Genomic DNA, 24,412 nt, shown 5'->3' on the forward strand with positions numbered 1-24,412 from the left:
AATGAAATATTTTCTGAGCAAGTATACTATTTTTGTTTACGATAATAATCCAGGATTTTAGCACGATAGAAAATTGCCATTGTATCCGTAACCATTTTCTTAATTGCTTTAAAATTAATTCCACTCCCAGCCGCATTGAAGTCTAGTTCTACCGGTGCCTCAAATATTCTTCGATATCCCAGTTGGTGCGCAATCACCAACATCTCGAGATCAAAAGCGTATTGTTTAACTAAAACTCGCGGCATAATGTCTTTTGCCACATTCCTTTTTATAAATTTTAGCCCTGCCTGGGTATCGGTAACATTGAGCCCGAAAAGAAAGCGAATCATTTTGTGGTAAATCCAAGAATAAACCCTTCTTTTTTTAGGGTAATTCACTTTTGATGCCGGATGCCTTTTGGATCCTATCACGAAATCGGCATCGAAAATTTCCAGAAGTTTTACAAATTTATCGAATTGCGCAGGATCAAAATCTCCGCCGGCATCTGTAAAGGTTACAATGTCACCTTTTGCCATTTTGGTCCCGTATTTTAACGCGTGCCCCTTCCCATGGTTTTTTTCGTAACTGAATATTCTCACATTCTTGTTCTTAATTTTTTTGGCTTCTTTCAATGTGTTATCAGGTGATCCGTCTACAACTACGACCACCTCGTAGCTATATTCAAGTACATCATGCGTATCAACGATGTTTTTTAATGTTTTATAGATATTTTTTTCCTCTTTGTAGGCAGGAATTACAATAGAAAGTTTAGGATTCATTTTCACTCTTAAATATTGCTAGCAGCGCTTCTTTCTTCGTGTAAACATAATACCCCATAAGCAAAGCGAATAAAACACCATTCATCAAGATAAATGTACGAATTACCGCAAGAATGCTTGGGTGCCAATACGAAACCATGACAATCTGAGCTACAAGCACGATGAAATAAAGAATTAAGAAAAAGAAGTTTTTGATGACCATATAGTAATTTGCCATAAGATTAACCATGGAATAGAACAAAACAAACAAACCAACCTCGGGAAGAAGCGTGTATGCAGAAACATAATCAGGCCCATATAAAATTGATACCACCTTGCCTGGCATTATCATATAAATGGCAAGCACAGCAAATGCCCCGATTAGCGTGATTATGATCGAAAAAAGAAAGATCTGATAATGTTTGTCACCTTTGACTTTTCGCTCTGATACCATTGGGAACATGACGCTCGCAATCGGTGCTGTTACATAAAGAATAATCTTGGCAACCGTCGAGATGGCAGCGTATAAGCCAGCGCTTTGCGGATCAAAATAATGTTTAACCAGAATAATATCGATATTGAGCGAAGCAACAAGAAATAAAGACGCAATCAGTGTTGGCCAAGTGTAGGATATTATTTCCTTTTTATCGAATTTAAAAGAGTGCCCATCATGGAATTTTATTTTATTAAACATTCGCTTTATCGGCAAAAACGAAATGGAATATGCAATTATGGTGGCTAGTACTATGGCACTGACCGCTCCGTTTAATTTTAAACCTGCCATCACCAGTGCTAAGCCCAATCCAAGCCGGAGGGCCATTTCTAAGATGTTGATTGAAGCCAGGCTTCTAAATTTTTGGAGGCCCTGAAAATATCCTTTGTTAATTACAATAAGCAGAGAGAATATTACTCCTGATAACACAATTGAAATTGGCATGAGTGAATTGATAGAAAAGAAATTCGCGATAGGCTTTAGAAACAAAAGGCAAACCAAAAATATTCCAACACCGATCAAAAGTAGATATTTTGTGAGAAACAAAAACAATTTTTTTAATGCATCAAAATATCGTTCGTTGAATAATTCTCCGGAGTATCTCATCGAGATGGTCAAAATTGCGCCGCTAGCTACGGCAATAATAGTTTGCAATGACATTAGGGCTGTCATCTCGCCATATTCCGTCGGACCCAAAAGCCGCCCCATCATCATATTGAACAGGTAGGAAAATAAACTGGCAATCAATGTCCCGATAAAGACAATTGAACTGCTTTTAAGTAATTTTTTGGCTTCATTCATACGGGTTAAACTATAGCAGGTTGATTAAGCTTCGAAAAGGCTGTTTCAAAATTAGCAAATTATCTGATAACATCGAAATGCTTGACCAACTTTTTGCAATCTCAATTTCAATAATCGAATTATAAATGCCAGATAAAGAAATAATTAAAACCAGTGTTTTTGCCAGGATCGGATTTTTAGGCAACCCCTCAGATGGATTCGGCGGCAAAACAATTAGCCTGCCCTTAAAAAATTTTCAAGCCGAGACATTGGTCTGGCAATCACCAACTTTCAAATTGCTCTCAAACAGCGAAGATCAGGACGAATATGAGCATGTCGGCGACATGGCTCGATATGTCAGGGCAAATGGCTATTATGGTGGAATCAGGCTTGTCAAGGCGGCGATTGTCAGCCTTAAGAAATATTGCGAGCAACATTCGATAGAATTTCCTGGTGGCAATTTTACTATCAGTTATCGTTCAAATATTCCGCGCCAGAGCGGTCTTGCCGGTTCGAGTGCAATCATTGTCTCGACTATCAAATCGGTAATGAAATTCTACAAACTCCCCGAAGCCAGTTTGCCACCGGAAATCCTTGCTAACATTGCAATTGCCGCTGAAACTGAGGAACTGGGCATTACTGCTGGGCTTCAAGACCGAGTGGTCCAATCTTTTGATGCCCCGGTCTATATGGATTTTGGTCCGGCAGCATTTAAAAGGCATGGAGGGATTTTTGGTGAATACAAAAAAATAAATCCGAACTTATTTCCTGAAATGTACATAGCCTGGAACGACAAACCTTCTGAATCGGGCAAAATTCACTCGGATGTTAAATCTCGCTTCCTGGATGGTGATCAAAAAGTAGTTAATGCAATGGCAAGATTTGCCGAAATTGCCGAATCTGGGATGAGCGCCTTGCTTAAACGCGACCATGCCAAGCTTTGTGATCTTGCAGACCAGAATTTTGATCTGCGTAGAAAAATCTACGGTGATTCTGTAATTGGGGCCGACAATCTAGCGATGATTAAATTGGCTAGAAAATTTGGCGCTGCCGCCAAGTTCCCAGGTTCAGGCGGGGCGATCATCATTATTCCACGAAATAAAGGACAGGCTGATATAATTTTAGAAGAGTTTGCGCGAAGAAAATATAACATTGAAAGAGTAGTCGTATGATGAGAAAGATAACAAAAGCGGTCATTCCGGCGGCTGGTCTTGGTACCCGTTTTTTGCCGGCCACCATTGCGCAACCGAAAGAAATGCTGACAATTGTTGACAAGCCAGTGATTCAATTTGTGGTCGAAGAAGCGGTCGAAAGCGGAATTAAAGATATCCTCATTATCACCGGCCGAAGCAAGAGAGCAATCGAGGACCATTTCGATCCATCGTATGAGCTCGAAGAAATGCTTCAAAGGAAAAACAATGAAGAGCTTCTTTTGACACTTGATCGAATTTCAAATCTCGCCAATATCCATTTTATTCGCCAAAGGCGCCAGAGAGGTCTAGCAGATGCAATATATCAAGCCAAAACTTTTATTGGCGACGAGCCATTTGCCGTCCTCTTAGGGGATACAATCATTGATTCGAGTGATGAAAAAACCCACAATCTATCAAAAATGGCTTCGCTTTATGAAGAAACAGGGAAATCCGTAGTTGCTCTCGAGCGAGTTTCGAAGGCACAAATTTCGCGTTATGGAATAGCTGGCGGAAAAATGCTCGACAAACAGGTGATGGAGATTGACGAACTGGTCGAAAAGCCGGACCTGGTTGATGCTCCGTCGAATCTAGCGATCGCCTCACGCTATATTTTTGCAACTGGCATTTTTAGCCTGGTCGAGAAAACTAAACCCGGTGTCAATGGGGAGATTCAGATTACCGATAGTATGAAATTTCTCGCCGAAGCGGGAGAAATACTTGGTTATATCATCAGCGGCCGCCGGCATGACATCGGCAATAAGGTTGATTTCGTCAAAACAAATCTTGATTTTGCCTTAAAGCGCAAAGATACAAAAGCAGAGATCAAAAAATATATTAGAGAAATTTTGAAAGGTGAAAAATGAAAACATATCTAATCACCGGTGGCGCTGGCTTTCTTGGGTCCAACCTGGCAATTCGTCTTATTAAGAACGGGCAGAAAGTTATTGTAGTCGACGATTTGTTTACTGGCCGATTAAAAAATCTGGCTGAAATCAAAGAAAATCCCAATTTTAGATTTATTAAGCACGACGTCAGAAAACCTCTAAAAATTGATGGCAATGTTGATTATGTCTGCCATTTAGCTTGCCCGGCTTCGCCGCCAGTTTATTTGATTGATCCTATACATACCCTTGAAACATCGGCAATCGGCACCCAGAATATGCTTGAATTTGCACTCTCCAAGGGGGCAAGGTTTTTTTATACTTCTACAAGTGAAATTTATGGCGACCCTTTGGTGCACCCGCAGAAAGAGAGCTATTTTGGTAATGTAAACCCATATTGCAAGCGCTCCTGCTATGATGAGGGAAAGCGCTATGCAGAGGCCCTTATTTATGAATACCGGCGCGAAAGAGGGCTAAACACGGGAATCATTCGCATTTTCAATACTTATGGTCCCAAAATGGACCCTGATGATGGTAGGGTAGTTACAAACTTCATCAAACAGGCCCTGCGGGGCGAAGATATTACCGTGCAGGGCGACGGTAAACAGACGCGTTCTTTTTGTTATGTTGACGATCAAATCGACGGTATGATAAAAATGATAAAATCCAATGAGGAAGGCCCTATCAACATTGGCAACCCAAATGAGTTTACAATCCTTGAACTTGCAAAAATTGTCATAGATTTGACAAAGACAAACTCAAAAATTGTGTACACCGCTCCAGTTGAATCTGATCCTAAACAGAGAAGGCCGGATATCAAATTAGCCAAGGAAAAACTAAATTGGAAGCCCAAAATCAATCTTCGTGAAGGGATCAAAAAAACGATGGAATATCTAAAGGCAGAAATTTGATAATTAATATGATTGCTAAGGAAAGAAAATGAAAATTGTTGTCATTGGTACTGGTTATGTTGGCTTGGTACAAGGTGTAGCATTGGCAGAATTGGGCAATGAGGTTACCTGCATTGATGTAGACGAGGATAAAATTGCAAAACTCAAAGAGGGAATTTCCCCAATATACGAGCCGGGAATCGAAGAGCTAATTAAGAAAAATCTAAAACAAGGCCGGATTACTTTCGAAACATCGCTTAAAAGATACTTGAATAAATCCGATATCGTATTTATCGCGGTGGGGACGCCGTCGGACGAAAATGGAAAAGCCGATTTGAAATATATTATCGCTGCAGCGGAAGAAATCGGAAAAAATATCAAGAAACCTCTTGTTATCGTAAATAAAAGCACAGTGCCGATTGGGACAGGAGAAATGGTAAAAAGTACCATCAAGAAGCACTACAAGGGAAGCTTTGACGTCATCTCCAACCCGGAATTTTTAAGAGAAGGTTCGGCAATCGACGACTTTTTTCATCCGGATCGAGTGGTAATAGGGTGCAATGGGGACCGAGAAGCAGCAGAAAAAGTCGCTGAAGTTTACAAGGTCTTAACTTGCCCAATTGTCATAACGAACCTAGAAACCGCAGAAATGATCAAATATGCCTCAAATTCTTATCTGGCAACCCAGATTTCATTCATCAATTCAATTGCTAATATATGCGAAAAAGTCGGTGCCGATGTAGCCGATGTCTCGCGCGGCATGAAACTGGACAAACGAATTGGCGAGCGGGCATTCCTGAGTGCCGGCATCGGCTACGGGGGATCATGTTTTCCAAAAGATGTAAGCGCAATGGTAGAAATCGCCAAAGAAACCGGAGAGGACTTTAGGATATTGGAGGAAGTCGAGGCAGTAAACAAATCCCAAAGGCAAAGATTCGTTAAAAAAATTGTTGAGAAACTAGGCAAATTAAAAGGAAAGAGAATCGCGATCTGGGGAGTAGCTTTCAAGGCAAAAACGGATGATATCAGGGAAGCGCCGGCGATTACAATAATGGAAGCATTAATTGATTTGGGTGCAGAAGTTTTAGCATATGACCCAGTCGCCGTGGAAAATGCGAGTAAAATTATTCCCGATGCAATCTATGTTAATCGACCAACAGACGCTTGCAAGCGTGCAGACGCGTTGCTTATTGTCACTGATTGGGACGAATTTAAACAAGTAAATCTTGATGAACTTGGCAACTCAATGAAATCAAAAGTCATTTTTGACGGCAGAAATATCTATAACCCCGAAGATGCAAAGAAAGCTGGGTTCACATATTTTGGGATAGGTAGATAATAGAAAGAAATATCATTATTTAAGATTAAAATTATGAAAAATCAGCCCAAGGTTTCCATCATCATTCCTGTTATTGCCGTAAATGATTACATTCGCGAGTCCATCCCTGAGATTCTGAAGTTAGATTGGCCGGATTATGAGATTTTTATTTTTCCTGATCAACCTGACAAAAAACATAAATGGCCGAAAACCAAAATTATCGCATCGGGCAAAGTCGGGCCGGCAGAGAAACGCGATCTGGCAATTAAATATGCCCAAGGCGAGATCATTGCATTTTTAGACGATGATGCATTTCCGAGAGCCGATTGGCTCAAAAAGTCGATCAAATTATTTTCTGACAAAAAAGTCGGCGCTGTCGGCGGGCCTGCGATGACACCGAAGCATGACGATACCCTACAAAAAGTTTCTGGCGCTGTTTTTGAATCTTATCTTGGCGGTGGCGGAGCGAGAAACCGCTATTTGCCGATCGGCAAAGAGTGTGAATGTGACGATTGGCCAACAGTGAATCTGCTTGTCCGCAAGGATGTTTTTGCAAAAATAGGTGGCTTCGATAATACTTACTGGCCAGGGGAAGACACCAAACTTTGCCTTGATATTTTAAGTGCCGGTTACAAAATCATGTATACGCCGGAGGCGGTCGTCTACCACCATCGCCGATCCGACCTTGTGAAGCACTTCAAACAGATTGGAAATTATGCCCTGCATCGCGGTTTCTTTGCCAAGATCTATCCGAAAACTTCGCTTAAACTATTCTATTTCATGCCGAGTATTTTCGATCTATATCTGTTGGCGTTGATAATAATTACCCTCATTCCTCATTCCTCATCTCTTGTAATGATTGCCTCAATTCCAATTGCGCTATATGCCGTTGGGCTTATTTTGGATGCCCTTGTTATCTCATTTCGTTGGAAAAATCCATTGGTAGGATTAATCACGATACCCATGGTCCTCTTCACTCATGTCTGGTACGGCATCCGCTTCGTTTGGGGGCTGATTATTCCAAAACTTGCTAGATAGATCTATCTAGCAAATCTCAAAATAAGTAGAACAGCAGCTATCAAAACAGCACATCCAGTCAACCTGATGATGTATGTTTTTGATGAATTTTTTTCGAGCCAGGTAGGGTAATATCTGGAGGTGATGCCAGTAATTAGTAGGGTGAAAAATGACCCGAACATTGCAAGGGCTTGTGAAACTGCCACATTCGTCAAAAATGCGATGAAAACCAATACTTGTGCGCTTACGATAAATAAGTTGCTTAGGAAAAGTGGAAAAATCTGGATTGCGGTGACCCTGATTTCTTTTTTTGCTAGAAAATATGTTGGGCTCAAAAGAACTGCGACTCCCAATAAAGACCAGGCCTGAAAATTGAAAGGATCAAGCCCGGTATTGAGTGAAAGTTTCACGAAAATATCAGTTGCCGCATAAAGCAAAACAGCAAGGAGCATCAGTAAAATGTTTTTGTTGAAAATTGATCCCAGTCGTTGTTTGTCGTTGTAGGAAACAAGAATTCCACCAAGCACCGTCAAGGCAATTGAAAGATAGATCAGGACAGGGAATCTTTCGCCTAAAACAATAAATGACAGCAGCGTTACAAAAATGGTCTGTATGTTAAATAGCGATTGATAGACTGATACGTCGATGGAATATAAGGCTTTCCATGTCAGAAGCGTTGCAACCGCGGTGGTAGCAATATAGGCAAAATAAGGCCAACTTAGCGGATTCTGAATGTGCCCTGCCTTGGCCCAAAGAAACGGCAGAAAAATTAGTGCTGTCACATTCAACCAAAAAATCAAGGAATATAGATTCTTAATTTTGTACTTTGTTGTAATTTTGCCGGCAATGCCGGAAAGCGAGTAGAAAAAAGCTGCTGTTAAGGACAGAAATATATACATAATGCGATTGTAGCACAAGAATTGTTAGTCCTCACCCAAAATAATTGTTTTTAAACGCAAGACCGCCGCCCACGTTGGGGCGGCGGCGGTCTGCTTTTGGGAATCCGGGCGCTACGCATAGCGCTCGACCATCATCTTCATGTTGGCGAGGAACCACGCCATGTGGTCCTGCACGGCCGAGGGCGTGCCCAGCTTGGGCTTGTACTCGGCAACGAAGTTGATCTCGGCCGGCCGGTTGGCCGCCGAGAGAAGGTTCTCCACGATCGTGTGTGACCCGCTGTCCGTCACCGATTTCACGTGCACGGCGGCGACGTACGGCGCGAGGACCTTCACGGCCTCGTGTCGCTCGGTGCGAGTGGCGCCCAAGACAGAGCTGTCTTCGGCGGCGTTGCGATCGGCGCGAAGGAGATGCTCTGTGTCGATGACCAGCCTGCATCCCTCGTCCCGGCAGTACCGAGCAATCGTGTTGGCGGCCAGTCGATCATCAGGGTTCACCTCGTAGAGGCCGTTGGCCGCAAGGTGGTGGCTGATGTTCTCGCCGGGAAGAAGTGCCTCCACCTTTCGGCACTCGGCGATCTTCGGGAAGAACGCCCAGTCGATCGGTGTGGAAGGCATGCCCTCACCGCCGATCTGGTGGCGGAGACCCTGGAGAAGCCCGTTCACCGGGTTCCAGGCGCCTTCGTGGTACTTGACCGGCAGCGGCCAGTTCTCCCTTCCGGTTACCCCACGAAGGGGGAGAACCTGCAGGAATTCGTAGCCAGCCTTCTGGGCCCACTTGGCCGCCATCATCGGCGAGCCATGCGCCCAGAGTGCCGTCCTCATAGCATACGGCAACAGAGACGCGATCGAAATACCGTAACCGAACACATTGGGAGTCCGTCGCAAGCTAATCACCCGTTTCTTGCCCCCATGGGACATATTTGATATTCTTGGGTCATGCCCCACGGCACCGTAACAATATAACACAAATCACTAATAAAGTCAAGGACATTTATGCCAGAACTTAAGCGTGTGAGCAAGCCTACCAAGGATCAAAAAGCTAAAAATGCCAAATTTAAGATCTCAATCTCGTATCCGCCTCTTCCTAGTGAGAAAGGCATCCCTCTTCTTACCCAGAATCGCCAATTTCAATGGTTCAACAACCCAACGTATATCTATCCGATGGTGCCTTCGTATGCAGCCTCACTTCTGGCCGATCAAGGCTATGACGTGCTCTGGGACGATGCCATTGCCGAGGAGCTCACGCCGGAATCCTGGCTTCTTAGAATCAAGAAATCCAATCCCAACCTGATAGTGTTTGAATCTAAAACCCCGGTAATTAAGCGACACTGGAAACTTATTGAAGTTATGAAAAAAGAGCTTCCCAAGGCGACTATCGCCCTGATCGGCGATCATGTGACTGCGATGCCGGAAGAATCGATGAAAAACTCGAAGGTTGATTATGTTCTTACGGGCGGAGATTATGATTTTCTGGCATTAAACCTAGCGAATCATCTAAATCATGGTGAGAAACTCGAGGCAGGGATTTGGTACCGTGAAGGGAAAACCATTAAAAATACCGGGCATTTTGAGCTTAATCATGATCTTGACGATCTTCCGATGATCGATCGTGATCTCACCAAATGGCAGCTGTACGCTTACAAGAATGGTAATTACAAAAGAACACCAGGCACATACACATATGCTGCACGTGACTGCTGGTGGGGCAAATGTGCATTTTGTTCCTGGACGACTCTCTATCCGGGTAAGGATTATCGCAAACATTCGGCCAGGAGGATGCTCGACGAGATCGGCATCTTGATTGAGAAATATCATGTCAAGGAGATCATGGATGATTCGGGCTCTTTTCCGATCGGCACATGGCTAACGGAGTTCTGCAATGGCATGATCGAGCGTGGCTACAACAAGAAAATCCGTCTTGATATAAATATGAGGCTAAAGGGGCTTAAACAAGAAGATTACGATCTTATGGGCAAGGCCGGGATCAGGTTTATCCTGTACGGACTTGAGTCGGCAAACCAGAATACGCTTGATCGAATCCAGAAAAATTTGAAGGTAGAGGAAATCGAAAAAGGCGTTAGAATGGCGAAAAAGGGTGGACTGGAGCCTCATATCACTACCATGATGGGTTATCCGTGGGAAACGCGTGAAGACGCCGAACGAACTGTGGCTCTTGCGAGACATCTATTCAATAAAGGTTATGTTGACACTCTGCAAGCCACTATAGTGATCCCGTATCCAGGCACGCCACTCTATCGCGAATGCAAGGAAAACGGCTGGTTGGCGACTGAGGATTGGGATAATTTCGATCAGCGCATGGCGGTGATGAAATCACCCTTGACCGAGAAAGATATCAAAGAACTGACCCAAGAGCTATATAAGTCATTCATGACTCCCCGGTTTGTCATGCGAAAGATTGCTTCGGTGCGAAGCTGGTCTGATGTTACTTTCCTTTTCCGTGCTGCTGGCAAGGTAATCGGCCACCTCATTGACTTCTCTCCCAAGAATAAACAAAATTGCGAGTGCGAGGAAAAGGCAGAACACGAAGCATAGGCGGTTTGCATTATGATCGTTGATGAAATATTCCATTTTCTAATATCTTCTGCCGCAGGCCTAGCCGTCGGTTATTTTTCTGGCAACTACTGGGCAGTGCTTTTTGCGCTTATTTCCGGTTTTTTCATAGATGCCGACCATTTAATTGATTATTTTCTGTACACAAAGTTTAAAAAATTCTCTCTGGCCGAATTCAAATCAGGATTGTTTTTTGATTATGCCGGCAAGGTCTACGTGTTTGCCCATGGTTTCGAGTACGCGATCATCTTTATTGCACTGGGGATCGTTTTTTCCCAATACGGCTGGATATTTTACTCGCTCGGGGTATCAAATTTGCTGCATCTTCTGTATGACACGATTTACAATGGGGCTGTTTGGCCGACATATTTTTTAATTTTTCGCATCGTGCATAATTTCCGCCATAAAGATTTTAATTTCCCTAAATGTTCTGAAAGATGACAATTCATTGCCTTGCTAATTCAGCATGACCAGACTAAAATTGGGATGGTTTGCGGAAAACTTCTTTTTTAGCTATATGTATAAATGCCATTTAATTAAGTTTATCGGATGAAATAATGATTAATGTATCAAAACCGGTTATCGAGCAAGACGAGATAGATGTGGTCGTGGAAGTCTTAAAGAGCGGAATGATAGTGCAGGGCCCGAAAACGGCGGAGCTTGAGGAAAAGTTTGCAAAGTACTGCGGGACTAAGTACGCAGTGGCATTCAATAGCGGCACAGCGGCAATCCATGCTGGCCTATATGCAATGGGGATCGGCGAAGAGGATGAGGTAATTACGACCCCTTTTACCTTTGTCGCAACCGCTAATCCGATCCTGATGCAGGGCGCAAAAGTGGTTTTCGCCGATATTTCTGAAGATGATTTTAATCTTGATCCGGCCGAAGTTGAAAAGAAAATTACCGATACAACTAAGGCAATTATCCCCGTTGATCTCTACGGTCAAGTTTATGATTATGAAAAAATTTCAAAGATAGCTGAAAAGCATAGCCTCAAGATTTTAGAAGATGCCTGCCAAGCAGTCGGCGCAGAGCAAAATGATAAGCGGGCAGGTAATTTTGGTGATGTGGCGGCCTTTTCCCTGTATGCTACAAAAAATATGATGTCCGGTGAAGGTGGGCTTATTACTACCAACGATGAAAAGCTGGCTGAAAAGTGCAAGATGTTCAGGCATCATGGCCAATCTGAAACATTGAGGTACGAATACGTTGATTTGGGCTACAATTACCGCCTGACGGATATGGCAGCCGCGATTGCTCTAGTCCAGCTTGGCAAAATCGATGAATTCAATAAAAGGCGCAATGCGAATGCAACTAGATTGGAAGAAGGGCTCAAAAATATTAAAGGGCTTATTTTGCCCAAGAGAAAAGAAGGAAATTTTCACGTTTACCATCAGTTTACAATCAGAATAACCAAGGATTTTGCATTGTCCCGGGATGAACTCATCGAGGAGATGAAAAACCGCGGAGTAGGGGCCGGAGTGTATTATCCTAAACCTTTGCACCTGCATTCTCATTTCCAAAAGCTTGGCTACAAAGAGGGTGATTTTCCAATAGCAGAAAAGATGTCGAAAGAAGTTGTGTCTTTGCCGGTCCATCCGTCATTGGCAAATGAAGAAGTCGAGAAAATTATTAAGGCTATAAAGGATATTGCAAATGGAAACTAGGGCAGCTGCTTGCAAGTATTTAATTTCCGGATGTATCGGGTGCCGAATCTGCATAGAAAATAACCCCAAGATATTTAAGCTAAATAACGAAGGGGAGGCTGAGATAGATTTGGAAAGGGCAGATAAAAATAGTATCTGTGAGACCGCTAAATTGTGTCCAGTTGGCGCCATTAAAATCATAAATTAGGAGGCAAATGCCAAATAAGAAGAAGCGCAAAGTTGGCTTGATCGGCTGCGGGATGATTTACACCCGCCACATGGAAGCCATTACATCAAATCCTGAAGATTTTGAGCTAGTTGCTCTGTGTGATATAGATGACAAAAAATTAGAAAATCGTGCAACGGAGAATCAAGTTCCCGGATTTACTGACTACAAGAAAATGTTGAAAGATATGAAGGGTAAGATGGATTTTGTTTCGATTGCTACGCCGAACAGCCTGCATTACGAAATGGCTATCGAAGCTTTATCAAACGGATACGACATCCTAATTGAAAAGCCCATTGATTTTAAACACGACAGGGTCCAGGAGATCTCAAAGCTGGCGAAGAAATTAAAAAGGAATGCGTTTGCAGTCCTGCAGGTAAGATATAATCCCACCGTGAATATGGTGAAAGAAGCCCTGGATAAAGGGTATTTAGGCAATATCAGATCGGTAAGTTTGATTCAGCGTTGGCAGCGCCCGGAAACCTATTTTGATTCTTGGCGGGCTGATCTCAAAACAGGTGGACGCACTTTGTACGAAGTAGGAATTCACTACCTAGATATTGTCCAATTGCTCTTTGGTGTGCCTGAAGTAAAAGCTTCTGCTACCTTCAACAACAAGCACAAAAATGTAAAATTTGAAGATACGGTCTTTTCAATTTATCAATTTCCGCAAGGCGCGTCTGGTTCTTGCGAGGTGACCATAGCTTCGGAACCGTCAAATCTTGAGTGTTCGGTCTCGATCATGGGATCCGAGGGATTCATCAAAATCGGAGGGCGTGCCCTCGATGCAATAGACCGGGCAATGTTCGAAAGCCAAATTTTCGAAAAAAAGTGGGATAATCTTGTCGAAAGATACGGAGAATCATTGGAACCGAATTCTTATGGAACCCATGCTGGTTCTTGTCCCAACCACCCCACTCTTTATGCGGAAATCGCGAAAGGGAAAGGCATTTCGATAGATGAGGCAATTAATTCTATTAAATTTATCGAGAGAATTTATGGCAAAGAGGTATAAGGAGCTATAATGGATTATTTTAAACATGAGACTGCCGATGTTTCAGACAAAGCGAAAATCGGCAAGGGCACGAAAATCTGGAATTGGTGCCAGGTGAGAGAAAATGCCACAATAGGTGAAAATTGCATTATCGGAAAAAATGCATACGTCGATACGGGTGCTATCGTTGGCAACAATGTAAAAATTCAAAATAATGCCTCTGTCTATGACGGCGTGACTTTGGAAGACGGCGTTTTTGTCGGGCCTCATGTTTGTTTTACGAATGATAAGATTCCTCGTGCAATAAATGAAGACGGATCACTAAAAGGCGGCGCTGAAACCGGCGACTGGGAAATTTCCAAAATTCTTGTAAAGCGGGGTGCTTCCATCGGTGCAAACTCTACAATCTTGCCCGGAGTGACGATCGGAGAATTTGCGATGGTTGGCGCTGGATCAGTCGTGACCAGGAATGTTCCAGACTATACACTGGTACTCGGCAATCCGGCAAGGGCGTATGGAATTGTCGACAAGTCTGGCAAAATTGTCAGCAAGGAACTTGTCGATGAACCGGCAAGCGTCAATTAAATTGAAGGATTTTATGGAGAAAAAACCGCTAGTTTCAATCGTTCTATTTACATACAATGTGGAGAGATGGATTGAGAATAATCTCAAATCGATGAATGCCCAGAAATTCAAAGATTTTGAAATTGTCATGGTGGACAAATATAGCACCGACAAAACTCAAGAAATTGCCAGAAAGTTTAAAAATGTGAAAATATATAACGCGCCAATCGAGCGTTCGACCCAGGCTAATTATGGTGTTAAAAAAGCTCGCGGTAAATATGTGTTTTTGACGGGTGCTGATTTCGAGTATCACCCTCTTTATCTGAAAAAATGCGTCGAGCTGTGCGAAAAGAAGGGCTATGACGCAGTTTATACATCAGTCGTTACGAAGAACAATACTTTCTTTGGTAGATGCAAGGCTCTTGAGAGGCTTTGCTATGTTGGTGATGATGAACATGAGTCGGCGAGATTTGTGAAAAGAGATGTTTTTTTGAAATTAGGTGGCTACGATGAAAATTTAGTTGCGGCCGAGGATTATGATTTTCAACGCAGGCTAAACAAACAGGGTTACAAAACTGGCAGGGTAGATGTGATCGCAGAATATCATCTTGGGGAAGAAGAGACTTTGCGCCATATTGTCCGCCGATCATTCTACTATGGAAAAACTCTGTATCAATTTCTGCAGAAATATAAGGGATCCAGCGTCGTACAGATGTCACCGGTACGGACAACTTACTTCAAACACTGGAGAATTTGGCTCAAAGACCCACTCCATACATTAGGTTTTATTTTCTTCAAGATCACCCAATATTTCTTTGGAAGCCTTGGTATGCTGACGGCAATCATTGTAAATTATAAAGGAATAAATTCCGAGAAGGGGAGCAAGTGAAAAAAATCAGACATAATATTCTTGATGGTTGGGCTAATCTTTCCGTTTTTATTCGCAATAATCTCGTTGGCTTTATTGTATTGATTGCGTTTATGTTTGTTTTTCTTATGCTTAAAAATTACTTTCCGGTACTACAAAATTACATGCGCATAAGATTGATTTATGCCTATGTAGGGATGTTAGCTATCTTGATTCTAAATCTGGAAACGAAATTTTTTCTGAAGCTCTCTATTGCATTTTTAGGGCTTGTTGTGCTTGCCCTGATATTCAATAATACAAACGCAGCCGATCTTATCTCTACTTACTTTCTAATTACCTTTGCACTAGGAATTGTCGCTTCACCAATTCTCCTTGGCCTAAAAAATAAATGGCTAGGGGTTTAGTTTTCTTACTTTATTTAAATAGAAAATTGTTCCCAATAATGCCAGAGCCGAAATTGCGATAGACACATATTGAGTTCTCTGCAGTTTATATTCAATTGTTACGGTATCAACATTTTTGGATATTGCCCACGAATTGGCAAATCCGTTGTATAGATGATGATCTATCTCCTCTCTGTCCGAAGTTTTTGCTTTCCAGTTTCCATTAAAATTCTGGTTTAAAATGAGCGTGAAAGGCGCAACTAAGCCTTTCGTATTAATCTTAAATTCCACGGGATTAATTTCTTCAAAAGAGATCGGAACCAAGCTTCCGTCTTTTTCTACTGAAATAATTTGGCTGTTAGGGTCTGTACCCTTGATCTTATAAATCAAAAGATCGCCGAATGTTTGTACCAGCTCGAGCTTACCGGAGTTCCTGATGGAATCCGAAATCATCTGGGCATTTTTTTGCACCGGCTCAGCCGTTCTATTGTAGGTGGAATAATTGTAATCAACCGACTTATCGTATAAAACATATTTAATATTGAACTTATTGGCATATTCAATAAGTTTTTCAGGGTGATCGATGGTATCCATATACATTTCATCAATCAATTGGTCTGCTTTGGTTGTCGGGAATGAAGTATATTTAATTGTTCTATTGTTGATAAGCACAAGAGCCGGGTTATCACCGGCGAAAAATCCGTGTTCCCATTTATGGCCGACAGCATAACCGGTTGGCGGAATTAGCATCACTCTCTCATCTTGGCTGGTGTTAGAACTGAACCAAGAATTGGCATCATTCCAATAGCCCGGAATGCTCACGTAATTAGACCGCATAAGCCCCGTATTGGTGTTCCAGATAATTTTTCCAGTAAGAAGTGGAAATGCCACCACCAACACCAAACAAAGGCCTAAAGGAGGGATCAGAAAGGCCAGAAGAGGTGCTTTGCGCCTGAAATAGTCAAATAGATATGCAATGCTACAGCCGAAAAGAATGCTGATAGAAAACAAGTGGATCGGAGTAAATTTGGCCCAGGGTTCGCGGTATATCCAAAGAATTTTGATATGAGTATATAAATAATTGTACATTTCCCCGAAAGGAGGAGTGGATCCTTTGGCCAAGAACAAGCCGACGAGAGCCATTATTGCAAAAAAACGCACATGTTTATTTTTGTAGTTTAAAAGCAGGGCTAAAAGTGCGATTGCAGTAATGCCATAGCTTAAAATTAAGAAGAGAGGTTGGTCGAAATTGGTCCAGTATGAGAAATAAAACGACCCGTTATGGTTGTCATACCATCCCCATGATCCCAAGAAGCGGAAAAAATTATGGAACTGCCCCGTATCAATTTTTTGAAACGTAAACACACCGCTCACTTGGTTGAACTGAAGGCTATTTATGACAAATGGCAGAAACCACCAGACGTTCAGAAGGACCCATATGCCGGCAAAAATTAAAGCATATAATACCGACTGGCGGATTTTTTTTGGGTTGATAGCGATGAAAAAAATTAAGTAAGCCAAAAGCATGATGGGAATCACGCTTGTGACAGCGAGATTCACATTGGCAGAAATTGATATTAATAATACAAAATTTGCATAAATCGCATATTTAACCCTGTTTTTGAGATCATATTGTTCAAGTCCCAGCTTAAAAAACAGAAGAACCAACGGCAAAGCAATCATCATCAGTTTTGTATTTGTCTGATAGGCCCCTATCTGAACGACATATAGATTAAATGTGTACAAAAGCCCGGCGAAAAATCCTGCCATTCTTGAATATTTAAAATCTTTAAAAATATTTCTGGCAAACAGGTACATTGCTATACCGGGCATGCCAAAAAGAATGATGATCCAAATCTTTTCAATAAATATCATTGAAAATCCCACCTTCGAGAGAATCAACCAGAATGGGAGAAGCGGAAAAAGATATGGCAAATAAATATTCGGCCCACCCATATTAAATGCCTTTGCGTTCCAAGAATAGAAATAATCAGGCAAGAAGCTTAAGGGGCGGATAATCCAAGACTCGTCACCCCCAGCAATCATAAGGTCTTTTTTGAACCAAAAAAGAGGCAGAAGGCTTAAAACCACTAATAGTATTAGATATTTATCTAGTTTTTTCATAGAAAAATTTGAAATAAATGAATGAACCAGCGGCAATTAATATGCTGCAAATTGCTAAAATGCTGAATACTTTCTGTGCCGAATATTCAATTGTCATTGTATAATCCCCCTGTTCGCGAACATACCAGCCATTGGCATAACCATTTGCAAGGTAATGTTGGCCTTCATCAATTTTCTGGGTTTTTCCATTTTTATTGATCGTGACTTTCCAATTTTTATTATAACTTGCAAGGAAGGTCAGTATATAAGGCGAATTTGCGTTCTTAACTTGAACGGAATATTTAGTAGGGCTAATTTTTGAAAAGATTGTTTCGGGCGATTTTCCAGAAATATTTAAATCTGCAAGCGAAGACGGCATATTAAAATCTTTGGCTTCTGGCGTGAAAAATATTACAGGTTGTTTTGTAAAATCAATATTACCCAAGTAACCATCAAGGCTCTCGGTTTGCCCGCCTTGGCGATCGATATTAATATCACTCATATGAATGTCAGTAGTAGTGTAGATTTGAGGTAGGTTTGTGCCTGACTTATAAAAATCCAATCCTCCGATTTTTCTTTCCAGCCCAATATTTTCTTGGGTGGACAGGTTTTTTTCAATTGTTTCTTTTGAATTGATTGTGCGGAGAAACGACTCAGAATCACCGCGCACCATGAGTGTATCTACGCCCATAAGAGCAAGGATGCGATCGAGATGGACACCAAGACCGGCGTGATTAATTTCGTCATAAGCGATCGTCATCATATCAACAGAATGAGAAAAGGCCAGCCTGTTTTCAGGATAATCTCGCACAATAGGTTTGTTAAATAAATAACGGGTGAAATCAGGCATATCATAATATGCCCAAGTGAATTTTGACAGCCATTCTTCCTGGGGTAATATTAATATTCTGCCTTCTCCCTGATTTTTGAGCCAATCGGCGGCTTCATAATATTCCTGAGGAATTGTTACTGGTTTAATGCTTTGTTTCATATCTCCTGTGATCATCGGATATTCGCCAATGAAAACCAATGCCAACATTAAGGAGACAAAGATTATTTTTGCATAAGATTTCTTAAAAAATGCAAGAATTTCGTCCGCGGCAAAGGAAAAAAGAACGCAGTAAGAAAAAATAGTCCAGATAGCAAACCTATATGGGTTTCTGAACATTTGCAGAATGGGAATCTTCATCATAAAAAACTGGATAGGCTTACCAAAAACACTATTGCGCCCAGCAGCAAGAACGAAAGAGACAATCAGCAGGATAAGTAAAAACCAAATCATTTTTTTGCGTTCTGGGCTGGTATTTCTTCCGATAATTCTTATGATTGAATAAATCAAAGTGATCGAAACTAAAATTGCGATTGCACAGAGGGGCCCGGAGGTTGGTGCCGGAACACCCCTAACTAACAAGAGGTTAATCGGAGTTGCTGCTTGGGATATTAGCTTCCAAGTAAATAACCATAGGCGATTAATGTCCCCGATTTGCGAGCTTCCGCCCAGTCCAAGAACTGCCGGAACAAGCCACCAGATATTTAAAACAACCACATAAACAATTGAAAGAATCGTAAATTTGGCAACATTCTTGCGGTTTTTGCCCGTTGCTATCTCGTACAGTAACCAGAAATACAAAGGCAGCATATGCACCACAAATGAAGGCATGTTGGTAATTGCCATAAAAACGCTGACTATCCCAATATACAAAGCGTAAATGGGCTTTTTGTTCTCCACGCCCAATTTTCCCAGTAGAAATACGAGTGGAATGAAAGCATAAGAAAAAATTGCTATATGCTCTCCCTGAGAGACATAGAGCCCCATAATCGGGTTAAAAATATAAAACAACCCAGCCAATAATGATGCGAAATGATGTTTGCCGCGCAAGATATTTCTTGTAAGAAGGTACATCGAAAGCCCAGCTAAAAATATTCCGGCAACATACCAAATTCTCTCAATCGCACCGATTGATAAACCAAGAGTATTAAGGCTGGCTAGGATTCCATAAAAAGGAATTTGGGACAAAAATGCAGATGAGATATCGTAACCCATCGTTACTTTGTCGTACCATACGGATAGGGAAGAGTGCAGGTTTGAGAGAGGGGCCAAGGGAAAATCCGCATCGGTTCCGTCAATAATTCCCAAGATCCCTGTCTTCCAAATGGGTAAGATTGCAGAAAACAAAAGAATCGGCAGATCGATGAGCAAAGGGTTTATGCGCGTAAACCAATTTTTGAGTCTATTCATAAATATAAAGCTTAGGTTACTTTAGAAAAATACCAGAAGCACTTCTAAAAAGCAATTGCAGGTCAGCAGCATCTTAAGCTGTGATATAATTTTTTAAGCCATGAAAAAAAATTGGATCAAAGAGATAGACTATTTAAGAGCTGTCGCCATACTAGCTGTAATTTTAATTCATGCAACAGACCCCTGGGATTCTATTACTCCACTTACGTCTGTCGGTATCATTGCCCTGACACTAAATGAACTATCAATTTTTGGGGTTTCCTTCTTCTTTGTAATAAGCGGCATGGTTTTATTCCGGAGCATGCAAAAAAAAGATGCGATCATTCCATTCTACCTGCGGCGCATCCAGTCAATTCTGATTCCATATCTTTTTTTCACGATAATTTATGAGATTTTCAAAAAATTCTATTTAGGCATACCCTTGTCGCAGGCCACAGTTTTTCATGATTTGTATACGGGCCAAGGTTATTTCCATTTCTGGTTCCTTGTCGTGCTATTTTATTATTATCTAATTTATCCTTTTCTTTACCGAATTTTTATAAAGTTTAAGCAGTTAAACCCCTTTTTAAACGGGATTGTCTTTATTGTTTTTCTGGTTCTTCCTTTTTTGTGGCAAATAACATCAAGTAAATTTGGATTAGCAAAGATCGATGGACAAGTTAGAATCACTGAGTTTTTCCGCTATTTACCATTTCTGTATGGCGGTATCGCGATCTCAGCAAATTATGAAAGAATAAAACAAAATTTGCACCTTACAAAAACTTTAATATTGGCATCAGTTTCTTTGGTTGCCATTTTTACATTGATATTTTCAATCTATCTTGCGGTGAATCACCCTGGAATTTTTGTTCATATTCAGGGTATCTATCACTATTACAGCCTCATATTTCTCCCATTTTATGTGTTTCCTTTATTTTTTATTCTTATTAAATTTTTTTCTTCAGTAAATATAAATCAATCCGTTTTGAATCTACTTAAAAAGATCGGTGATTATTCTTTGGGTATATATTTGATTCACATAATGTATAATATTCTTATATTTGGTGAGCTGATATACAAATATCTCAATCTGACATGGAATAATATCCTGGCTTATATTTTACTTTTTATCGGTTCCTCTTTAGCGAGCATTTTAACCATCTGGATAATCTCTAAAATACCGTATTCCGGATGGATATTAGGAAATAGGGTACGTAATGCAAAAACAATCTAGAGTACGAATAATGCTTCTGCCGCTTTCTGTGCTTGCTTTTATGTTGCTGCTTTTTTGGCCGTACCGACATGGTATTGGCAACTATTGGGATTGGACTGTCCCATATTTCAATTTGAATTTTTGGGATGCTATTCTTGGCAAGCTGTTGATATGGCAAGGCATTACATTTGGCCAGTCGCTGCCATACAATTCTGGCATGTATTGGCAACTTGTACTGAGCGCAATATATTCAATACGGATTCCGACCGAATATCTTGTCTACCTCGGCCTTTCGTTTTTTGGTTTTTTTACGATCTGGATCGTTTGGAAGACATGCAAACCCAAGAAGGAAAAGATCAATTTTCTCTATTTGCTCATCGCAATGGCCTCATTCCTTAATCCGGCCATTTACTACAAGCTATTGGCCGGCCATATGAACTATTATTTTTCTTTTCTTTTGTTTGTTGTTTTAATTTACTATCTTCTTAAAAAATTTAAACCGACATTAAAACATTATCTTGTGTTGGCAATTATTCTGGCATTTGTCGGAGCCCAGATTCAATTCTTTCTTTTTGCCATTCTGGCCCTGCTGGTTTATTTTATTGTTTATCGCGAGAGATTCCGTTGGAAGTTCGCCATATGGACTGCTGTGATTGCTTTTTTCATAAACTTGCCATGGATGGTGAATATTTTTTTTGGCGTGAATAATGTAAGCCAAATTTCCGGTATCGCTGGGAGTGAATCTTTTTCTGCAGCAATGTTTACGAACCCTGCTAGAATTTTTGCGATGGTTTTTGCCCCCGCCACAAACATTCAATACGCTTTCCCCAAAATTGCATTTGGTTTTTTTGCCGTATTTAGTTTGGTTTTAGTATCATCAATTATTATTTTCTTCGCAAAAAGAAAATATGTTGGCCAAAGGGGGAAAGACGCGATTTTCATCATCATTCTTTGGGCAATTTTTGTTTTTCTCTGTACTGGATTATTTAACTATTTGAAAATTCCATACGTGCAGGATTTGTATCCGCTTTTACGCGAGTCTGGCCATTTTGCCCCACTCATTCTTCTAACCGGTTTGCTTGCCTTGGCGTTTATTTGGGATGAATTGAGGCCTGCTAAATTGATAAAAAGCTTGCTTATTGTGTATATGGCGCTGTTTATTATTATTAATTTTTATACTTTTTATCGCTATCTTCCAAAGGTCAATTATGCCTTGGCGCGTGAGAGTTTTTCCCAAACCAAAACTTATCTGGATGATGAGGTTGGCGCATTTAACGTTGCTGAATACCCATTTTGGAATCAGTACGGATTTGTGGGCCAAGAAATTGATGTTGTGCAAGAAAAACAGATCAACCAGAGCGGCTGGGATAGTTTTATCCTCTATTCCGGGCAAGATTTCTTGTCGAATTATCATGATGGTGGAAAAAATATCAATGATTCTTTTCAATACGCCATTTTAAAAAATAATGCCCTGGAGAAACTTCGAAGCCATAATATTAAATATCTTCTTGATTTTTCCTCCATTTATAAGAGCAATTATGGTTTTTATACCTCGCCTGATAGATATGAGAGCAACCCAAGCTTACTCAATAATCCCAATTTTGTTCCCTCGCTTCTGGCTGAAAACCAGCAGGAAATTAATAAAGTTTCGGAAAACGTTTATGAAATCAAAAATAGTCTTCCTAGAATTTATGGCGACGGGGTAACATTCAAACGTGTCAACTCCACAGAATACAAAATTCAAATCAAAAATCTCAAAGATTCAACACCCCTGTATTTTTTGGATAATTACAATAATGGATGGAAGATATATTTAAGTGAAAGCAAAGGTTCTCTTTGTTCAAATCCAACTAATTTTTCCGCCCAGAAAACGAGTGAATGCCAGTCAAAAGATCAAATTGATTTAACTGCCCTCGGTTACCTTCGATCGCCTTCGTTTGCAAACAGCACGCACAAAATGATTTCCGGATATGCAAATAGTTGGAATTTCAGCATCTCTGAATTGAAAAATAATCCCGATTATAAAAAATATGCCACAGAAAATTCTGATGGCACTATCGATCTAACACTTACTTTGTTGTTTTTGCCACAGGTTTACTACTATGTTGGAATGGCCGTAAGCCTAATGGCAATTCTAGCCGTGGTTTTTATGGTAGTTTTTCTCAAGCCCCAGGATTAGTAGCTTTGGCGATGGAATTTAGTGTTTTTGGATAGATATAGAATTTTGTCTTGGCTTTGTTCTTTTTGCTTGCATAATTTATTGCGTCATTGATATCGGAGAAGCACTTAAACGGGGTATTTTCAAAAAGTTTCTGGTTGCCCGAAACAAAGACAATATCGTATTTACGAAGATGTTTTAAAACCATGTATGTTCTGTGCCCACCCGCTTTGAAGCCCACCTTTTTGATATGGGATAAAAATTCCGCTGGATCCTTGATGGACCTAAGGTCTTTGTAAAACCGAATTTCGCCAATTCCGTTCCCGGCACCCTCTGATAGCTCCGCAGCTATAATCAAACAACCGCCGGTTTTTATAATCGGATTTTCAACGTCGAGTAAATAATTTATTACCCTAGAGGCCTGATACAGGTTTGAATCCTTGGGAAACCCCAAACCGCAAATGGCCGCATCGGCCACACCATCTACTGATAATATAAAATTCTCTTTTACAAACTTGATCCCATCCTTGTAAACCTTTTCAAGCTGGCCGGAAAAGCACTTTAGAAGATTTCCCTGGGCATCATTCACCAAATTAATTGAGTAATCGATTTTTATTGGTTTGATAATTTCCCAAAGAGTTTGATGAAAAGGATTCGACTCGGTCTCGCAAAGTTTTGTGTTCTCATCTCCAAGAAATTTAAGGCTATGGGTTGCATTTATTGTCGGTTCTCCGGCGCAACCTATCGCGATTGTTTTTGGGCCGCCGCTAAAGCCGGCATATAGATGAGGCTCAATTACCCCTATCGTCATAATAAAATCATGGTTTAACAACAATTTGTTTAAAACAATTGGGACCCCCAAGGATGTAACACCCAGATTTTTGTGTGTTTTTTTGTCTTGTGTATGAGAAATAATCCGATATCTCTCTGCAATTTCTTGCCCGAACATCTCGTTTATTTGCTCTTTGTCCTGGGCTTTATGCAGGCCCGTTGCAATCAATATCTCTACTTCACAACCAGTTTTTTCAAACATCGGCAAAACTGCTTCCAAAATTTCATTAAGATGGGCCTTGCGCGTAATGTCAGGCACTACAATCAGTGCTTTTTTCCTGCCCTGGATTATATTTTCCAAATCGGTAAAATCGGTTTTTGTATCCGCGATTTTTGATGGGCCCAGAGGCTTGATTATGCCAAGGAGATTTTTGCCTGAAAGGTTTACAGAAACTTGTTTTTTACCATAAGAAATATAGTGCATTTATA

Annotated in this window: 21 protein-coding genes; 14 read left to right on the forward strand and 7 right to left on the reverse strand. The window is 40.9% G+C overall.

What is annotated here, in order from left to right; genetic code table 11:
* Nucleotides 1-26: 26 nt before the first annotated feature.
* Together WC080_03405 and WC080_03410 are read right to left on the reverse strand one after the other, a co-directional pair.
* Complete coding sequence (locus WC080_03405) at nt 27-758, reverse strand: glycosyltransferase (protein MFA7244304.1); 732 nt, start codon at nt 756-758, stop codon at nt 27-29.
* The gene (locus WC080_03410) at nt 748-2,031 is read right to left on the reverse strand and encodes an oligosaccharide flippase family protein (GenBank protein MFA7244305.1); all 1,284 of its coding nucleotides are present in this window, start codon (nt 2,029-2,031) and stop codon (nt 748-750) included. The genes WC080_03405 and WC080_03410 overlap by 11 nt, the downstream gene beginning before the upstream one ends.
* 125 nt (nt 2,032-2,156) lie before the next feature.
* Here WC080_03410 and WC080_03415 point away from each other — a divergent pair, with 125 nt between their 5' ends.
* The 5 genes from WC080_03415 to WC080_03435 are packed head-to-tail and all read left to right on the forward strand — an operon-like array spanning nt 2,157 to nt 7,330.
* Complete coding sequence (locus WC080_03415; protein MFA7244306.1) at nt 2,157-3,182, forward strand: hypothetical protein; 1,026 nt, start codon at nt 2,157-2,159, stop codon at nt 3,180-3,182.
* Nucleotides 3,179-4,066, forward strand: a complete 888-nt coding sequence (gene galU, locus WC080_03420; protein ID MFA7244307.1) for a UTP--glucose-1-phosphate uridylyltransferase GalU — start codon at nt 3,179-3,181, stop codon at nt 4,064-4,066. Before WC080_03415 ends, galU begins: the two co-directional genes overlap by 4 nt.
* Complete coding sequence (locus tag WC080_03425) at nt 4,063-4,995, forward strand: UDP-glucuronic acid decarboxylase family protein (protein ID MFA7244308.1); 933 nt, start codon at nt 4,063-4,065, stop codon at nt 4,993-4,995. Before galU ends, WC080_03425 begins: the two co-directional genes overlap by 4 nt.
* A 28-nt stretch (nt 4,996-5,023) precedes the next feature.
* Complete coding sequence (locus tag WC080_03430) at nt 5,024-6,313, forward strand: UDP-glucose/GDP-mannose dehydrogenase family protein (GenBank protein ID MFA7244309.1); 1,290 nt, start codon at nt 5,024-5,026, stop codon at nt 6,311-6,313.
* 33 nt (nt 6,314-6,346) lie between these two features.
* A complete protein-coding gene (locus WC080_03435; GenBank protein MFA7244310.1) occupies nt 6,347-7,330 on the forward strand; it encodes a glycosyltransferase in 984 nt (327 codons plus the stop codon).
* A 2-nt stretch (nt 7,331-7,332) separates the two neighbouring features.
* Here WC080_03435 and WC080_03440 read toward each other — a convergent pair whose 3' ends face one another.
* Both WC080_03440 and WC080_03445 read right to left on the reverse strand, forming a co-directional pair.
* A complete protein-coding gene (locus WC080_03440; protein MFA7244311.1) occupies nt 7,333-8,208 on the reverse strand; it encodes an EamA family transporter in 876 nt (291 codons plus the stop codon).
* A 111-nt stretch (nt 8,209-8,319) separates the two neighbouring features.
* On the reverse strand, nt 8,320-9,030 hold the full coding sequence (locus WC080_03445) for a hypothetical protein (protein ID MFA7244312.1): 711 nt from the start codon (nt 9,028-9,030) through the stop codon (nt 8,320-8,322).
* Nucleotides 9,031-9,201: 171 nt separating this feature from the next.
* On the opposite strand from WC080_03445, the gene WC080_03450 reads away from it, so the two are divergent.
* The 7 genes from WC080_03450 to WC080_03480 all read left to right on the forward strand — a co-directional run bounded on the left by WC080_03450 (nt 9,202) and on the right by WC080_03480 (nt 15,481).
* A complete protein-coding gene (locus tag WC080_03450) occupies nt 9,202-10,761 on the forward strand; it encodes a radical SAM protein (GenBank protein ID MFA7244313.1) in 1,560 nt (519 codons plus the stop codon).
* A 12-nt stretch (nt 10,762-10,773) separates the two neighbouring features.
* The gene (locus WC080_03455; protein ID MFA7244314.1) at nt 10,774-11,220 is read left to right on the forward strand and encodes a hypothetical protein; all 447 of its coding nucleotides are present in this window, start codon (nt 10,774-10,776) and stop codon (nt 11,218-11,220) included.
* Nucleotides 11,221-11,336: 116 nt separating this feature from the next.
* On the forward strand, nt 11,337-12,446 hold the full coding sequence (locus WC080_03460) for a DegT/DnrJ/EryC1/StrS family aminotransferase (GenBank protein ID MFA7244315.1): 1,110 nt from the start codon (nt 11,337-11,339) through the stop codon (nt 12,444-12,446).
* 194 nt (nt 12,447-12,640) lie between these two features.
* Nucleotides 12,641-13,666, forward strand: coding sequence for a Gfo/Idh/MocA family oxidoreductase (locus WC080_03465; GenBank protein MFA7244316.1), 1,026 nt, complete (start codon nt 12,641-12,643; stop codon nt 13,664-13,666).
* A 9-nt stretch (nt 13,667-13,675) separates the two neighbouring features.
* Complete coding sequence (locus WC080_03470; GenBank protein MFA7244317.1) at nt 13,676-14,230, forward strand: acyltransferase; 555 nt, start codon at nt 13,676-13,678, stop codon at nt 14,228-14,230.
* Between the two features lie 13 nt (nt 14,231-14,243).
* Nucleotides 14,244-15,098, forward strand: coding sequence for a glycosyltransferase (locus WC080_03475; protein MFA7244318.1), 855 nt, complete (start codon nt 14,244-14,246; stop codon nt 15,096-15,098).
* Nucleotides 15,095-15,481, forward strand: a complete 387-nt coding sequence (locus tag WC080_03480; GenBank protein MFA7244319.1) for a hypothetical protein — start codon at nt 15,095-15,097, stop codon at nt 15,479-15,481. Before WC080_03475 ends, WC080_03480 begins: the two co-directional genes overlap by 4 nt.
* Here WC080_03480 and WC080_03485 read toward each other — a convergent pair.
* Both WC080_03485 and WC080_03490 read right to left on the reverse strand, forming a co-directional pair.
* Complete coding sequence (locus tag WC080_03485) at nt 15,470-17,584, reverse strand: alpha-(1->3)-arabinofuranosyltransferase family protein (GenBank protein MFA7244320.1); 2,115 nt, start codon at nt 17,582-17,584, stop codon at nt 15,470-15,472. The two genes, WC080_03480 and WC080_03485, sit on opposite strands and share 12 nt — an antisense overlap.
* Nucleotides 17,568-19,802 (reverse strand): alpha-(1->3)-arabinofuranosyltransferase family protein, encoded by a 2,235-nt coding sequence (locus tag WC080_03490; GenBank protein MFA7244321.1) that lies wholly within the window; start codon nt 19,800-19,802, stop codon nt 17,568-17,570. The genes WC080_03485 and WC080_03490 overlap by 17 nt, the downstream gene beginning before the upstream one ends.
* Nucleotides 19,803-19,902: 100 nt before the next feature.
* On the opposite strand from WC080_03490, the gene WC080_03495 reads away from it, so the two are divergent.
* Together WC080_03495 and WC080_03500 are read left to right on the forward strand one after the other, a co-directional pair.
* Nucleotides 19,903-21,015 carry an acyltransferase gene (locus WC080_03495; GenBank protein ID MFA7244322.1) on the forward strand — a complete coding sequence of 371 codons (1,113 nt, stop codon included), beginning with the start codon at nt 19,903-19,905 and terminating at the stop codon, nt 21,013-21,015.
* On the forward strand, nt 20,999-23,173 hold the full coding sequence (locus WC080_03500; GenBank protein ID MFA7244323.1) for a hypothetical protein: 2,175 nt from the start codon (nt 20,999-21,001) through the stop codon (nt 23,171-23,173). Before WC080_03495 ends, WC080_03500 begins: the two co-directional genes overlap by 17 nt.
* On the opposite strand, the gene larA is transcribed toward WC080_03500, so the two are convergent.
* Complete coding sequence (gene larA / locus WC080_03505; protein MFA7244324.1) at nt 23,157-24,407, reverse strand: nickel-dependent lactate racemase; 1,251 nt, start codon at nt 24,405-24,407, stop codon at nt 23,157-23,159. The two genes, WC080_03500 and larA, sit on opposite strands and share 17 nt — an antisense overlap.
* Between the last annotated feature and the right edge of the window lie 5 nt (nt 24,408-24,412).

This window comes from Patescibacteria group bacterium (assembly GCA_041674405.1).
Classification (GTDB): domain Bacteria; phylum Patescibacteriota; class UBA1384; order XYA2-FULL-43-10; family XYA2-FULL-43-10; genus JBAYVT01.